Origin of the sequence: Acinetobacter halobius, from assembly GCF_044130335.1 — a bacterium.
In the GTDB taxonomy this organism is placed as follows: Bacteria; Pseudomonadota; Gammaproteobacteria; order Pseudomonadales; family Moraxellaceae; genus Acinetobacter.
The window spans coordinates 25,057-40,195 of sequence record NZ_JBIQOD010000009.1; the positions used below are offsets into that span (position 1 = coordinate 25,057).

A 15,139-nucleotide genomic window follows, 5' to 3' on the forward strand; every position below is an offset into this window, starting at 1 on the left:
TTGGGATAATACACTACATTTGTTTGAGGTCTAAACGCGTTTTAGTTTGGTTCTTAGAACTTATAGTTAAAGGTCAGTGCCGCAGAGCGTGGTTGTCCCATTACTAATCGTGCACCGCTATTATTAAGCGTACTAATGTAATCTTTATCTGCAAGATTGTAGATGTTTAGATTTAATGAGGCATGTTCATTAAAGGTATAACCCAGTAAGGCATCAAATACCACATAACTTGGAATAACAGGCATGGTTGTTGTTGCGGTTGAACCTGTGCTAATTGCACGCTTTTGTTCATCTACATAACGTGCTCCAAGACCCGCTCTAAAACCAGCTACGCTATAAGTCGTCCACAACGTTGCAGTCCAGTCAGGCGACCAGCGAACTGAATCATTTTCAGTCCACACTTTAGTCGTTGCATTATAGGTTTGCTGGTTTTCTTGTTCTGTGTCCATAAAGGCAACACCTGCTGAGACATTCCACGCACGTGTCAATTGACCAACAGCACCTAACTCTAAACCTTTAACTGTTGTTTTTCCTTCAGGAATGTACAGTAAGCTAATCGGATCTTGAGTAATTTGGTTTTCATTTTCTGTATGGTAAGCCGCAGCAGTTAAAATGAGTTTGTCTTCATTGAATGTCCATTTTGTCCCAATTTCATAATGATGGGTTCCCTGTGGCTTAACAGTTGGATCATTCGCAGCATTTGCGGCTGAGCTGGCACTATTGTTGAGAACGAATGCCGTACCTGGTGGTGTCAATGATTTCGCATAAGAAGCATACACACTACTTGCAGGGGTTGGTTTAAACACAGAACCGAGTTTCCAACTGACCAGTGTACCATGCGTACTCAACTGGCTTGGTGTGCGGGTCACGGCTAAAGTAGAAGAATTCGTCGTGACGGTTAAAGCATCGGATTGGGTGTCGTAATAATCGACACGGACCCCACCATTAAGCTGGAAACGTTCGCCAAATTTTAAAGTATCAAATAAATAGGCCGCGACAGTATCTGTTTGGCCATTGGCATATGCCCCCGTGTAGACGAGGTCTGGTAAATTTTGATAAGGGTTAGGTGTGTATAAACTTGCAGATGTAATGCTTGGAGCAGCTTTCCCTGGGGTTTGTGTGCTTAATGTTTTATTGTATTGTTCTTCGCGTAAGAGCTCTAAACCAGCAACGATGTCATGTTCAATCGCACCCGTTTGAGTGTTGATGTTGAGTGTAGTTTGGTTGGTCAAAATCTTATTTTCTTGATCGACCCCTTGGCGAGTTCGAGCTACAGACCATGAGTCTGGATCTTTAGGTGTTGCAAGATTGCTAATGACTAAAGCATTCACTCCCGTTAAGACGCGATTCATTTCAGTTTTACCAAATCTTGAAATATTGGTGAGTTTCACACCTTTGCTTAGATCACTTTCAACTTTGGCTGTAAACATGTGGGCTTCAACGTCTTCATAATCATTAACGCTACCGTAGAAGTTCTCGCGATCAACAGGTTCTGCTGCATTCACAGCAGTATTGATGATGTCTCTTTGAGCTTGGGTTAGTTTTGTATCCGTGTTGTTGTAGTAAAAGCCGTCCATGCCAATGGTTGGAATACCACCATCTGGGATATTGTTTTGTACTATATGCTGTGAATATAAATAAAAACGTGTATCGCTATCTAAGCCAAAAGCAATAGATGGAGCGATGGCATAACCATTATTTTCTACATAGTCACGACCATCTACCCCGCCTTGCTGACCCATTACATTTAGACGAAGTGCAGACCCTTCAGAAAGGGCTTGGTTGATGTCTGCAGTAAGACGTACATGTTCTGCTGTATTGTAAGTTGCAGAAACTTCTTGGCTGTTTTCTAAATGCGGTAATTTGCTGACGAGATTAATATATCCACCCGCACCACCACGACCAGCTTCTGCCCCTGATGGTCCTTTAACGACTTCAATTTGCTCAAGATTATAGATATCACGGCTCACGGCGCCAATATCACGAATGCCATCGACATAAATTGAGTTTTTGGTGTCGAATCCACGCATTTGAAAAGAATCGCCTGCACTGGTATTACCATTTTCCCCAAGTTGTAACGTAATTCCTGGTGTATTACGTAATGCTTCAGTTAGAGATGTTGCACCTTGTTCTTTGAGTAATTCTTTTTTAATTACAGAAATCGTTTGTGGTGTATCAACTAAAGGTTGGGTGTATTTTGCAGAACTAACTTTGTCTGTTTTGTATTTACTTTCGACTTCCGACTTCACTGTAATGGTAGGTAGCACAGTTGAATCATCTTTTGTTGGCGTTGCTGCATGTGCCATCAGTGGGAGAGAAGCTGCTAATGCAACAAATTGTGCAGTACGGTTATGTTTACGGCTTTTGATTTTTGCCATTGTCGGTGTCCCAAATAATATACGACAGAGTTCCATCACTGTTCAGTTCGGGTCGAACCATAAAGTGCAGTAATCATGGAGGTATTGTTAAGCTATGTAACTGTGGTTGCGAATTCTATTGATAATAATTATCGTTAACAATGGTTTTTAGGCTGAAAAATTCACTTGTATGTATGGAAATAATGTTTAATAAATCTTTATTAATTAAGGAAAACAATAATGATTGGTGAAAAGTAAACTAAATATAATGGTGAATTAAAACAAATGGTAAAAATATAGTTAAACCAATATCTTATAATTATATGAAAAGTGTATGGCTTCCATTGAAGCATAGTCAATCCATGCTTCAAAATGGACTAATTCTATTAGTTTTACTTAAAGCTCAGCCCATTTTCGCATCAGATTATGATACAGGCTAGTGAGCTTTACCACCTCTTCATGTTGGTCGCTCAGTTGCACACGTAGGTTTTGGATAGTTTGGTCAAGATTAAACAAGATATGACGATCAGCATCATCACGAATCATACTTTGAACCCAAAAGAATGAAGCCACGCGGCAACCCTGAGTTACAGGGGTGACTTCGTGTACGCTAGTCGATGGATATAGAATCATATCTCCAGCAGGTAGTTTTACTTCATGATAACCATAAGTATCTTCTACGACCAAATCTCCGCCTTCATATTCGTCAGGCTCACTCAAAAAAACAGTACAGGATAAATCGGTACGAATCCGATCTTTGCTTCCAGTAATCCAACGAATGGCATTATCGACATGGAAGCCAAAGGTTTCCCCCTGTTCATAGCGGTTAAAGTAAGGTGGTAAAATATCTAAGGGTAGGGCGGCGGATAGAAATAATGGATGCTTTCCGAGTGCTTCTAGAATGATATTGCCTAAGTGTTGAGTGAGAGGGTGATCTTCAGGGAGTTGTTGGTTTTGTTTTACATTTTTTGAGAGTGATCCTGTGGTTTTTTTACCATCAATCCACTCGACTTTTGCCATTTCATGGCGAAAGTATTGTACTTGTTCTTTGCTTAACACATGGGGAATATGGTGGATCACAATACGGCCTGCTGAAAAGGAAAAACATCTTTAATATTTAAGCATATATAAAAATAGCCTCAAAGAGAGGCTATTTTTATATAATTCGATCATGAATGCATGAGATTCAGTCGGTTCACTTAGTATTTGAAGTTCAAAGACAGTACTGCGCTACGACCTTCAGCTTCAGTTGCATAGTGAGAAGCATACGCTTTAGTGAAGTAACGTGTATCAGTCAAGTTATTAATATTTAACTGAAGATTCACATTTTTGTTAACGTTATAACGTGCCATAGCATCGTAGCGAACGTAACCTGGAACATATTTGGTATTGGTGGTATTACCATAGACTTTGTCCATAGCAACTGCACCAGCACCTAATGTGAATGCAGGAGTGAAAGCATAGGTTGTCCAAAGAGTTGCAGAGTTTTTAGGTACATTTGGTAAACGTTTACCTTTAGCAGCATTAGGATATGTACAGACACCAGCACGAGTACAAGACGGGCCAGGATTAGTCTGTTCGCTATCTAAATACGTGTAGCCAGCTGAAACAGCCCATTTATCGGTAAGGTTGCCATTTACGCCAAGTTCAATACCATCGACTTTACTGTCGCCACCATTTGTATATGTGGTTGGATCAATTTGTATACGTGTATTTTGCTTTTCAGTACGGAAAATTGATGCGGTTAAATTCAGTTTGTCATTCAATAGATCCCATTTAGTTCCAATTTCATATGTACGTGCTTTTTCTGGGTCTAAATTTTTAATCGCATTAGATGGAGTAGTTTCACTGCTCTCACTTGCATCAATACCTACAGGAATTGCAGATGTTGAGTAGCTTGCATAAATGCTACCATTTTCTGTTGGTTTAAATGTTACACCGCCATTCCAACTCCAATAATCAGAATCGCTATTTACTTTAGTTGGTGTTGCAAGAACAGTTGTTCCATTTTTATATGTTGTTAATTCTGTTTCAAATTTATCCCAACGAGCACCTAAATCTACCAACCATTGAGGCGTAATCTCAATATGATCACTGAGGTAAAATGCTGTAGTTTCGGTAGTTGTATTTGTTACACGTTTATTTGCTTGTATAGAACCAAGGAAAGGATCGTTTGAATTTGGGTTAAATGTAGATGTACACCAACCATTTGAGTTGGCAAGGGTGCATGCACCAGCTGTAGTACTACCACCAATTGCAGTGCTGTTTCCTGTCGCTGGGTCAGTAACGACATAAGTACCTTTGTCACCATCTAGTTTTGAGTATTCAGCACCTGCAATAAAACTATGTTTTAATGCACCAGTATTGAATTTACCATTTAAAAAAAGCTGGTCACTGAAAGTGTCAATATCCGTTGTACGAGTATTGGCACGACGCCAGATACCTTTATTTTTTAATTCGCCTGTTGCTGAGTTAATAAAGTTACCTTGACTGTCATCGGGCTGTGTCCATACATAGTCATTTTTTGATTTGCTGTAAGTTGCAACATTCGTTATTGTTAAATTATCTGCTAAATCATGCTCTAATTTAAATGTACCAATTTGGTTTTCTTGTCTCTGGAAATCACGATCTTTCCAACCATAATAAATGCCTTGCTTAACATCAATTGGTTTACCAGAACCAGCAGCATAATTGTTAGGATTATTGTATGGAACACCAGCATCAGGTGTATCATCTGTTTTTAAATAATAATAACTTAAAGTGGCACGAGTTGGTGTATCTAAGCCAAAAGTAATACTTGGTGCGATACCTGCACGTTTGTATTCTGAACCATCATCACCTTGACCTGCTTTATTATTGTGGTGTCCCATCACTGCAACACGAGCAGCAATACCATTGCCGAAGTCTTTGTTACCATCTAAAGTGATGCGTTGGTAATCATCAGTACCTGCTTGCACAGAACCTTCTAAAGAATCCCCTTTTTTAGCCACTTTAGAAATTAAGTTGATGTTACCGCTGGCATTACCACCACCACCTAACATTGAAGAAGAACCTTTCGTTACTTCGACTTGCTCTACTGCAAACATTTCACGATTTTGAGAAGTTCCTGCTCTTACACCATCTACATATATAGAGCCTTCTGAGTTATAACCACGGATAAATGGACGATCTCCATTTGGGTTTCCGCCTTCACCAGCACCGAGGGTAATACCTGGTACGGTACGTAAAGCATCGCTTAACGTTGTAACTTGAGTGTCTTCAATCAACTGTTTAGAAATAACAGCAACAGACTTTGGAGTATCCAGTAGGGGAGCAACAAATTTGCTGTTTGCAGATTTATCGACTTTCAAACTTTGTTCTGCTGCCGCTTCCGTGTGAATTGTTTCTAGTTGCGTAACTTGATCTTGCGCAACAGCATTGACTGCAATCACTGAAAGTGTTGAAGCGATTGCTGAAGAAACCAGCTTTTTACGTGTTTTGATGAAGGCCATAACGAGTCTAGTTCTAGCGTTGTAAATTAGTATGCGAATAATAATGATTCTTATTTTTTGTTTCCTAATTGTTACATTGAAATTTTAGATGTTAAGAATGAATTAAACTGGAAAAATAAATGTAATAATGTAATAAAAACAACATATTTACTTGATTTTTATATCTATTGGAAAAGTAGATTGTATTTTTGTAATATTATTGAAATTTAGAATCTATATTTTTATCAGTAGCATTTTCAAAAATGTCTGATGAATATGGAGGAATTGTGTTGGATCTATATGCTCCATGTAGCTCTTCAAAAAACCTGCCGAAGCAGGTTTTTTACATGGTGCTAGGTATCATTAGAAATCATAAGAAATGGATAACCAATAGTTACGACCGGGTAAATAGGTTCCTTCAGAGCTTCTGCCAATAGATAAATATTTATAGGCTTGCTGAACATTACCGTTGGTATCTACATAATCCATATACTCAGTAAAGTCTTTATCCAATAGATTGTTTACAGCAGCATTAATGCGGACATGATGATTTAACTGATAGCTTGTCCCTAAATTGAATAGGTTATAAGCAGAAAACTGATTGTCTGTATGTCGTTCAATACTAATTTCGCCACCAGTTGGTGTTGCTAGATAGCGAGGACGTCCTGACTGATATTCGTGTTGCAACCAGACATCAAGACGATCATTAATATGCCAAGTCGATGTTAGGTTAAATAAGTGTTTAGCCGTTGACTCAAGCGCATAGCCTTTATTTGCACCTTTAGTGATTTCAGATTCGGTAAAAGTATAGGCCGCTTTGACATCCCATTCTGGAATGATTTGATATTTAAGCGATGTTTCTAAGCCATAAATTTCTGCTTCATCGGCATTGAAACTTTTGCTATAAGAAGTCACATTGCTATTGAAGTTTGAGCAATCATTGGTTGCACATGAAAAATTCCTAGACACAATCTTGTCTTCGACGACATTAAAAAATGCAGTAGCATTAAAGTCTAAAGTATCTGTAGGTTGATAGTTTAAACCGAGTTCGTAGTTAACAGATGTTTCTGGTTTTAAGTCTGGATTACCAAGGCTTGGTGTTGTACCTTGACCGCTATAGCCAATAATACCGTTGTATAAGTCCTTGGCTGATGGTGTTTTATAACCTGTACTTACACCACCTTTAAGCGTTAAAGCATCCGTTGTATTCCATACTAGGTATGCACGTGGACTAAAGTGACCCCCAAATCCTGAATGATCTTCATAACGACCACCGAAAGTGAAATGTAAGTTATCTAATAGATTCCATTCATCTTCTGCATAGACTGACCATGTATCTTGGGTAAATTCTTTGCCCATACCTGCAATATCGTCGGCAATGGTGACATCTTTATATTCTGTACCCACAGTGAGTTTATGGTTCGCAATTGGAGCAACCAAATGTGAATCAAAAACTAAATCTGTATTTTCTAAGGTGCGTGGTAGGCCTGCTAAAGTAGGGAAGGCATCAGTTGGAATAGTACGACCTTTGGTCTCAGTTTTATTTTGACTAATGTACGTTTTCCATTGACCAAAATCGTAGTTACCATCGTGTCCTGCTGAGATTTGCACACGATTGAACTCTAACTCATCTTCATAGCCTGCAATGCCACCACGGCTAAAAAAGTTACCTAATCGCTGGTCAGAGTTGTCATAGGTTTGGTTTGAAGTAAAACCATCAACCCAGAAAGAGTTTTTATCATCTAATGTAAATTGTAATTTTCCACCGATATCATAGTTTTCAGCTTTGCTCGGGCGTGGGTCGCGAGAGGTTGAACCCGCCACAATGCGTTCTGAACGTTGACGGTCTAAATAACTCCCGCGGAGTTGTAAGCCTAAACGATCATGGATGACTGGACCATTCAAGACAAAACTGGTTTTCCATGAGTCGGCTTCAGCATTACTTTCCATGACATTGCCACTGACAGTGACGTTACCATTCCATTCATTACTTATTTTCTTGGTAATAATGTTAATCACACCACCCATCGCTTCGGAACCATAGCGTGTTGCCATTGGTCCGCGAATGACTTCAATACGTTCAATAGAGGCTAAAGGTGGCAAAAAACCATTTGATGTTTCGCCAAAGCCGTTAGGAGTGACATCTGAAGAGGTGGTTTGGCGGCGACCATCAATTAAAATCAGGCTATAGTCATTGCCTAGGCCACGCATTTTGATATTCAATCCTGATGTTTTTCCCACACCAGAACGAACGTCAATACCCGGCACATCAGCCAATAGGTCGGCAATGCTGGTCGCATTTTTCTTTTCTATATCTTCTTTAGTTACGACACTAATAGAAGCTGGTGCATTTTTAATATCTTGTTCAAAGCCAGCAGCTGAAACCACAATGGTGGAAAGCTGGTGGGTGGCTGAACCTTCAGTTGTTGTTTCTGCAAAAACAGGCGTGGCTATTGCCCCGAGCAATGCCAGTGAAAGAGGGTGTAGATTAAACTTACTCATAACTAGAGTTCCAATGACGGACGAGAAAAAAAGCAAAAATGTTCAATTATGGTGCAAATCTTAATGGTAGTATTTATCATTTGCAACAAAAACTATAAAAAATATAATACTTTGTACTTAATTTAGTGGAAATGTGGAGATGCGTGGAAAATAAAAAACGGATAAAAGAATTAAAAAATATATGGTTTCAATCAGGTGTTTTGTATATCGTTCAATGTTGTCATATAATGTGGCACTTTTTAAAATTGTTCTTACCAAAATATTGAGGAAGCCATGCAAGTAACTTCTGAAGCGGTTTCGGGTGTTACCCGTCGTTTAAATGTATCTGTACCGACGAGCCGTGTTAACGAGCAGTTCGAAGCTCGCTTAAAACGCACTGCTAAAACTGTGAAGATCAACGGCTTCCGTCCAGGTAAAGTGCCAGTAAATGTTGTTCGTCGTGAATATGGCGCAGGTATCTACCAAGAAGTCGTAAGCGACATCATTCGTGACACGGTATTCGAAGCAATCCAACAAGAAAAAATCAATGCTGTTGGTATGCCAAACATTGAAAAATCTGAATTAAAAGACGACGCGCTTGTATATGAAGCGACTGTTGAAGTTTATCCAGAAGTTGAAGTTAAATTTGCTGGTTTAGAAGTTGAACGTAAAGCATCTGAAGTGAACGACAAAGACGTTGACCAGATGATTGAAAACCTTCAAAAGCAACGTGCTTCTTGGACTGAAACAAAAGGCATGGCTAAAAAAGACATGCAAGTGACGTTTGATTTTGAAGGTTCTGTAGATGGTGAGAAGTTTGAAGGCGGTTCTGCTGAAGACTTTAAACTTGTTTTAGGTTCAGGTCGTATGATTCCTGGCTTCGAAGACGGCATCGTTGGTATGAAGAAAGGCGAAGAGAAAGTGATTGATGTTACTTTCCCTGAAGACTACCAAGCTGAAAACCTTGCAGGCAAAGCTGCACAATTCAAAATCACTGTGAAGCTTGTTGAAAAGCAAAAACTTCCTGAAGTTGATGCTGAATTCCTTCAAATCTTTGGTCTAACCGAAGAAGAAGGCGTTGAAAAATTAAAAGCTGACGTTCGCAAAAACATGGAGCGTGAAGTGAAAAATGGTCTACGTAACCAAGTAAAGGGTGCAGCTTTTGATGCGCTTGTTGCTGCAAACGAAGTTGAGCTTCCTGCGTCTATGGTTGCTCAAGAAGTTGACCGTCAACGTCAACAAATGATTCAACAGTTCACGCAGCAGTTTGGTGCTCAAGGCGCGAAAGCATTTGATTCAAGCATGCTTCCAGATGAATTGTTCAAAGAACAAGCTGAAAAATCTGTAAAATTAGGCGTACTTGTCAGCAAAGTTTTAGCGGATGCTAAAATCGAAGTAGATCAAGCACGTGTTGACGCTTACATCGAAGACATGGCTTCTTCTTATGAAGATCCAGCTGAAGTGATTGAATACTTCAAAAATGACAAACAACAACGTTCACAAATTGAAGCTGTTGTGTTAGAAGACCAAGTGGTTGATCACATCTTGGCATCTGCTAAAGTAACGGATACAGCTGTAAGCTACGAAGACTTATTGAAAGAGCAACAAGCTCGTCAACAAGGCTAAGTTTAGCTAAAGTAAAAAAGGCGCTTTGAGCGCCTTTTTTATTATGATTTAGGGTGGTAAAAGGCCCTGGGTTCACAAAGCTTATGCAAAAAATATCTGTTATTTACTTGGGAATATTTTGCATTTTCAGCAATTATCCCTCATATTGTGACTATGAGTTGAGTAACAAAAAATTTAGGAATAAATAAACGTATGTATATTCCAACTATCGAAAATGCTTTAGTTCCAATGGTTGTAGAACAGTCATCTCGTGGTGAGCGTTCATTTGACATCTATTCACGTTTATTGCGTGAGCGCGTCATCTTCTTGACTGGTGAAGTTGAAGATAACATGGCAAATTTGATTGTCGCGCAAATGTTGTTTTTAGAAGCGGAAAACCCAGATAAAGACATTCACCTTTACATCAACTCACCAGGTGGTTCAGTGACTGCAGGTATGGCGATTTACGATACCATGCAATTCATTAAGCCAGACGTTGTGACTTATTGTATGGGGCAGGCAGCATCAATGGGTGCATTCTTATTGAATGCTGGTGCGAAAGGTAAACGTTATTGCCTTGAAAATGCACGTGTTATGATCCACCAACCGTTAGGCGGTTTCCGTGGTCAGGCATCTGATATTGAAATTCATGCACGTGAAATTCTGTTCATTAAAGAACGTTTAAACCGTTTAATGGCAGAGCACAGTGGTCAAGACTTTGAGACTGTGGCACGTGATACTGACCGTGACAACTTTATGACAGCACAAGCTGCGAAAGAATATGGTCTCGTGGACGAAGTGTTATCTAAACGTCCATAAGTTTTAAAAGTTTAGAATTGGAGTGAATATGTCCGAACATCCTCAAGGACAAAAGCATTGTTCATTTTGCGGTAAAACGCAGTCTGAGGTCGGGAAGCTGATTGCAGGCGAGGACGCGTACATCTGTAATGAATGTGTGGACGTATGCTTAGACTTGGTGCAAACCAGTCAACAAGTTGAGTCGGGTGACTGGGCGGCAAAACCACTGCCTAAACCTCACGAGATTCGTGCGGCACTGGATCAATATGTGATTGGTCAAGATGTGGCAAAGAAAACCTTGTCTGTTGCTGTCTATAACCACTATAAACGCCTTAAGGCGACCCATGGTGGGCATAAGCACGATGAGGCTGTTGAAATTGCGAAAAGTAATATCTTATTGGTAGGACCAACAGGCTCGGGTAAAACTTTACTTGCGCAAACCATGGCACGCCTTCTCGATGTGCCTTTTGCAATGGCAGATGCAACGACACTCACTGAAGCAGGTTATGTGGGTGAAGATGTTGAAAATATCGTACAAAAGCTTCTACAAAAAGCAGACTACGATGTAGAAAAAGCACAAAAGGGTATTATCTACATCGATGAAATCGACAAGATTACCCGTAAGTCTGAAAACCCGTCGATCACGCGTGATGTGTCGGGTGAAGGCGTACAACAAGCTTTACTAAAAATGATCGAAGGTACGGTTGCCTCTATTCCTCCTCAAGGTGGTCGCAAGCATCCGCAGCAAGAATTCATTCAAATTGATACTTCAAATATCTTGTTCATCTGTGGTGGGGCATTCTCTGGTCTTGAGAAAATCGTGCAACAGCGTCAAGAAAAAGGCGGAATTGGCTTTACTGCTGAAGTGAAGAAGAAAGATGAAGGCAAGAAATTGTCTGATTTGTTCCGTCAAGTTGAAGCGACCGATTTGGTGAAATTTGGTCTGATTCCAGAATTTATTGGTCGTTTACCTGTAATTGCGACTTTGGAAGAGCTAGACGAAGAAGCTTTGATGCAAATTCTGACTGAACCGAAGAATGCGCTGACACGTCAATATCAACATTTGTTTGATATGGAAAATGTTGATCTGGTTTTTGAAGACTCGGCACTGCGCGCTGTGGCGAAAAAAGCCTTAGACCGCAATACGGGTGCACGTGGCTTACGTTCTATTTTGGAAAATACGCTGCTTGAAACCATGTATGATTTACCAAGTCGTACCGATGTTGGCACGGTTGTGGTGAATGAGGACGTGATTAACGGCACGGCTGCACCAGTATTTAAGCCAGAGCGTTTACCAAGAATTGAACAGAAAGATACAGCTAAAGTTGATTTAAAAGTGATTAACTCAAAGTCCGCTTAAGTTGTTATTCATCTGAAACGTGTGAAAAACGAGTGTTTTCACACGTTTTTTTGTATTCAAAAAAAAGAGGGAATGCTACTCTGCATCATAGGCTGGGATGCCTAGATTAAAACTAAAAATTCAGTATCAAAATAAAAAATATGCCGTGAGGAATAGTCATGCGTGCAATGACGATTACGCTTTTAAGCAGTTTAATTTTATTGGGTTGTCATGGGAAAGTTGCAGTAGAGCAACCCGAATTAACATCAACCCTCAGTCATGAGGTCGATTTTGATCACGACCCTGGCATGATTGAGCAGTATCGTATTGGGGTGTTTAGCGTAGGTGGTTGGGTCAATCAAAAATTAGGACAGCGTTTTCAGCGTGTTCAACCTCAACATGAACAAGCTGCGATCGTCTATCTATACCGTCCAGATTCAAAATGGAACCGTCAAGAAATTGTGGCTTCGAGCTTATTTATTAATAAAGAACGTATTCCAAGCCTGCTTAACAATCATTACTATTGGGTCGAATTGCCCGCGGGAACTTATCGTTTATCGAGCAGTAGGCCTTTGGGCATTAATCATTTCCAAAAGCCAAAATATCTCGATTTTAGTGTAGAAGCGGGGCAGTCTTATTTCATCAAGTATGATGAAGAGAACTTGGCTACCCGACGAGAGGTTGCAGGGCCTTTGGCGGTTATCCCTGAAAAAATTGCGATTCAGGAAATTGCATTTACCCAGTTAAAGTCCAACAGTTATAACTTTGTAGCTGAAGATCAACACACGGGTGAGTTACGAAAGAAAGCGCAAAAACTTAAACCTGCAAAATATGACCCAAATGAAGATGTTCAACTGATGAAGCCGTTTAAGCTGTGGAATCCTTTAACCTGGTAAGTAAACTATTTTGTTTTTTTTGCTTGATCAAATAATGGTGTAAGGGTCTTTTCAATTTGACGATTCATTTCCTGCTGAATAGCAGGATCTTGCATCATTTCCGCAGACATGGCGATGCTATTGCGCATGATTTCGCTCATCATTTTACTGCTTTTTTTATTGATAGACTGGCCTAGAGGTGTTTCGAGAAACTGAATGTTGGCCAACACTTCCTCTTCGGTAAAGGTCTGCATGTAGACATCTTTTAGCATTTGCATAAATTTTGGATCTGAAATCAATTTGCTGCTAAACGATGCGGTGATTTCAGCGATTTGCTTGGCAGCTTTTTGTTGTTCAGGATTAAGTGTAGATGTTTTAAAAATATTCTTAATAATTTCTTCGGCTTGTTGGTCATAGACAGGGCGCATCTCTTGCTGAGACTGCGCTAAAGTGCCTTTAATATCGCCGAGTTTAAGCGCCTTTTCTACCGATGCTTCGGTCGCGGGTTTTGCAAAAGAAGCTGTGCTGAGGACACATAAGGCGATACCGTAAAGCATGTGATTTAATTTTTTCATTGTTGGTCTATATCTTTTGATTAAGTCTATAAAAATAGGTAAAAAAATACCCTTAACATGACCTTAGCATGTTAAGGGTATCCAAAAAAGTAAAACTTAAGTTTTAGCCCGCTGCAGCATCGACTACTGGAATTTTACCAATTTTGGCTTGCCAAATTTTTGGTGCTGTTGCGTGAATAGAGGTACCATTCACATCAACTGCTACCGATACAGGCATGTCTTTCACTACAAATTTGTAAATCGCTTCCATACCTAAGTCAGCAAAAGCAACCACTTCAGCTTCACGAATCGCTTTAGACACAAGGTAAGCTGCGCCGCCCACTGCCATCAAGTAAGTCGCTTTGTTGTCTTTGATTGCTTCAACAGCAGCAGGACCACGGTCTGCTTTACCGATCATGCCGAACATACCGGTTGCTTCAAGCACTTGACGTGTGAACTTGTCCATACGTGTTGCTGTTGTTGGGCCAGCAGGACCAACCACTTCATCACCGACTGGATCTACAGGGCCCACGTAGTAAATGAATTTACCTTTTAAGTCGACAGGAAGTTCTTCACCATTGTTCAGCATGTCGACCATGCGTTTGTGTGCAGCATCACGACCCGTATAAATGGTACCGTTCAGAAGTAAGGTGTCGCCTGGTTGCCAAGCGTTCATTTCTTCTTGGGTGATGTTGTCGAGGTCAACACGTTTAGAAGTTGATGAATCCCAAGTGACAGATGGGTAGTCTTCCAGTTTTGGTGCTTGAATGTGTGCAACACCTGTACCATCAAGTTGGAAGTGTGCGTGACGAGTCGCTGCACAGTTTGGAATCATACCGACTGGTTTGCCCGCAGCGTGACATGGGTAATCTTTAATTTTAATGTCTAGAACTGTGGTTAAGCCACCTAGACCTTGCGCGCCAATGCCGAGTGCGTTTACTTTTTCGAAGATTTCCATACGAAGTTCTTCGATTTTATTTTCAGGGCCGCGACGAAGTAATTCGTCCATGTTGATTTCTTCCATGAGCGATTCTTTTGCAAGCATCATGGCTTTTTCAGCAGTACCACCAATACCAATACCCAACATTCCTGGTGGACACCAACCTGCACCCATGGTTGGAACAGTTTTTAGTACCCAATCCACGATTGAGTCTGATGGGTTGAGCATAGCCAGTTTAGATTTGTTTTCTGAACCACCACCTTTTGCTGCAACAGTAATATCCACTTTGTTGCCTGGAACAAGTTTGTGATAGATCACAGCAGGGGTGTTGTCTTTGGTATTTTTACGACCAAAAGCTGGGTCAGCCAATACAGAAGCACGCAGTACATTTGAGTTTTCTAAGTAACCTTGACGTACGCCTTCGTTGATTGCATCGTCTAAGCTCATGGTTAAATCAAATTTAACATCCATACCCACTTCAACGAATACGTTGACGATACCTGTATCTTGACAGATTGGGCGGTGGCCCTCTGCGCACATACGCGAGTTAATTAAGATTTGCGCGATCGCATCCTTCGCAGCTTTGTTCTCTTCACGATCATACGCACGGCTCATCGCTTGGATAAAGTCTTGTGGGTGATAGTAAGAAATGAACTGAAGCGCGTCTTTGACCGATGTGATCAAATCATCTTGCTTGATAATAGTGGTCATACAAATATC

At 40.4% G+C, this 15,139-nt stretch carries 10 protein-coding genes; 4 read left to right on the forward strand and 6 right to left on the reverse strand.

The features are described from left to right. Positions 1-53: 53 nt before the first annotated feature. The 4 genes from ACE01U_RS09575 to ACE01U_RS09590 form a co-directional block, all read right to left on the reverse strand. Positions 54-2,378 (reverse strand): catecholate siderophore receptor Fiu, encoded by a 2,325-nt coding sequence (locus tag ACE01U_RS09575; RefSeq protein ID WP_395579325.1) that lies wholly within the window; start codon positions 2,376-2,378, stop codon positions 54-56. A 375-nt stretch (positions 2,379-2,753) separates the two neighbouring features. Beyond that, on the reverse strand, positions 2,754-3,437 hold the full coding sequence (locus ACE01U_RS09580) for a Fe2+-dependent dioxygenase (protein WP_395579326.1): 684 nt from the start codon (positions 3,435-3,437) through the stop codon (positions 2,754-2,756). A gap of 119 nt (positions 3,438-3,556) precedes the next feature. Continuing rightward, positions 3,557-5,848, reverse strand: coding sequence for a TonB-dependent receptor (locus ACE01U_RS09585; RefSeq protein ID WP_395579327.1), 2,292 nt, complete (start codon positions 5,846-5,848; stop codon positions 3,557-3,559). 342 nt (positions 5,849-6,190) lie between these two features. Then, positions 6,191-8,329: a TonB-dependent receptor domain-containing protein gene (locus ACE01U_RS09590; protein ID WP_395579328.1), complete on the reverse strand. Its 2,139-nt coding sequence runs from the start codon at positions 8,327-8,329 to the stop codon at positions 6,191-6,193. A 273-nt stretch (positions 8,330-8,602) separates the two neighbouring features. Between ACE01U_RS09590 and tig the strand changes: the two genes are divergently transcribed. From tig to ACE01U_RS09610, 4 genes are all read left to right on the forward strand, one after another. Further along, on the forward strand, positions 8,603-9,934 hold the full coding sequence (tig, locus tag ACE01U_RS09595) for a trigger factor (protein WP_395579329.1): 1,332 nt from the start codon (positions 8,603-8,605) through the stop codon (positions 9,932-9,934). A 192-nt stretch (positions 9,935-10,126) separates the two neighbouring features. After that, positions 10,127-10,732, forward strand: a complete 606-nt coding sequence (clpP, locus tag ACE01U_RS09600) for an ATP-dependent Clp endopeptidase proteolytic subunit ClpP (protein ID WP_086209937.1) — start codon at positions 10,127-10,129, stop codon at positions 10,730-10,732. A gap of 28 nt (positions 10,733-10,760) precedes the next feature. Then, positions 10,761-12,071 carry an ATP-dependent protease ATP-binding subunit ClpX gene (gene clpX / locus ACE01U_RS09605; RefSeq protein ID WP_395579330.1) on the forward strand — a complete coding sequence of 437 codons (1,311 nt, stop codon included), beginning with the start codon at positions 10,761-10,763 and terminating at the stop codon, positions 12,069-12,071. Between the two features lie 158 nt (positions 12,072-12,229). Then, on the forward strand, positions 12,230-12,946 hold the full coding sequence (locus ACE01U_RS09610) for a DUF2846 domain-containing protein (RefSeq protein ID WP_395579331.1): 717 nt from the start codon (positions 12,230-12,232) through the stop codon (positions 12,944-12,946). Positions 12,947-12,951: 5 nt separating this feature from the next. Here ACE01U_RS09610 and ACE01U_RS09615 read toward each other — a convergent pair whose 3' ends face one another. Together ACE01U_RS09615 and ACE01U_RS09620 are read right to left on the reverse strand one after the other, a co-directional pair. After that, on the reverse strand, positions 12,952-13,500 hold the full coding sequence (locus tag ACE01U_RS09615; protein WP_395579332.1) for a DUF2059 domain-containing protein: 549 nt from the start codon (positions 13,498-13,500) through the stop codon (positions 12,952-12,954). A gap of 103 nt (positions 13,501-13,603) precedes the next feature. Beyond that, entirely contained in the window at positions 13,604-15,130 is a 1,527-nt protein-coding gene (locus tag ACE01U_RS09620) for a fumarate hydratase (RefSeq protein ID WP_119064585.1), read from the reverse strand. Positions 15,131-15,139 lie beyond the last annotated feature (9 nt).

What these genes read in the sequence shown, in the direction of transcription:
- ACE01U_RS09575 (WP_395579325.1), bottom strand. Translation starts at nt 2,378, where the DNA reads ATGGCAAAAATCAAAAGCCGTAAACATAACCGTACTGCACAATTTGTT.
- ACE01U_RS09585 (WP_395579327.1), bottom strand. Translation starts at nt 5,848, where the DNA reads ATGGCCTTCATCAAAACACGTAAAAAGCTGGTTTCTTCAGCAATCGCT.
- ACE01U_RS09590 (WP_395579328.1), bottom strand. Translation starts at nt 8,329, where the DNA reads ATGAGTAAGTTTAATCTACACCCTCTTTCACTGGCATTGCTCGGGGCA.
- tig (WP_395579329.1), top strand. Translation starts at nt 8,603, where the DNA reads ATGCAAGTAACTTCTGAAGCGGTTTCGGGTGTTACCCGTCGTTTAAAT.
- clpP (WP_086209937.1), top strand. Translation starts at nt 10,127, where the DNA reads ATGTATATTCCAACTATCGAAAATGCTTTAGTTCCAATGGTTGTAGAA.
- clpX (WP_395579330.1), top strand. Translation starts at nt 10,761, where the DNA reads ATGTCCGAACATCCTCAAGGACAAAAGCATTGTTCATTTTGCGGTAAA.
- ACE01U_RS09610 (WP_395579331.1), top strand. Translation starts at nt 12,230, where the DNA reads ATGCGTGCAATGACGATTACGCTTTTAAGCAGTTTAATTTTATTGGGT.
- ACE01U_RS09615 (WP_395579332.1), bottom strand. Translation starts at nt 13,500, where the DNA reads ATGAAAAAATTAAATCACATGCTTTACGGTATCGCCTTATGTGTCCTC.
- ACE01U_RS09620 (WP_119064585.1), bottom strand. Translation starts at nt 15,130, where the DNA reads ATGACCACTATTATCAAGCAAGATGATTTGATCACATCGGTCAAAGAC.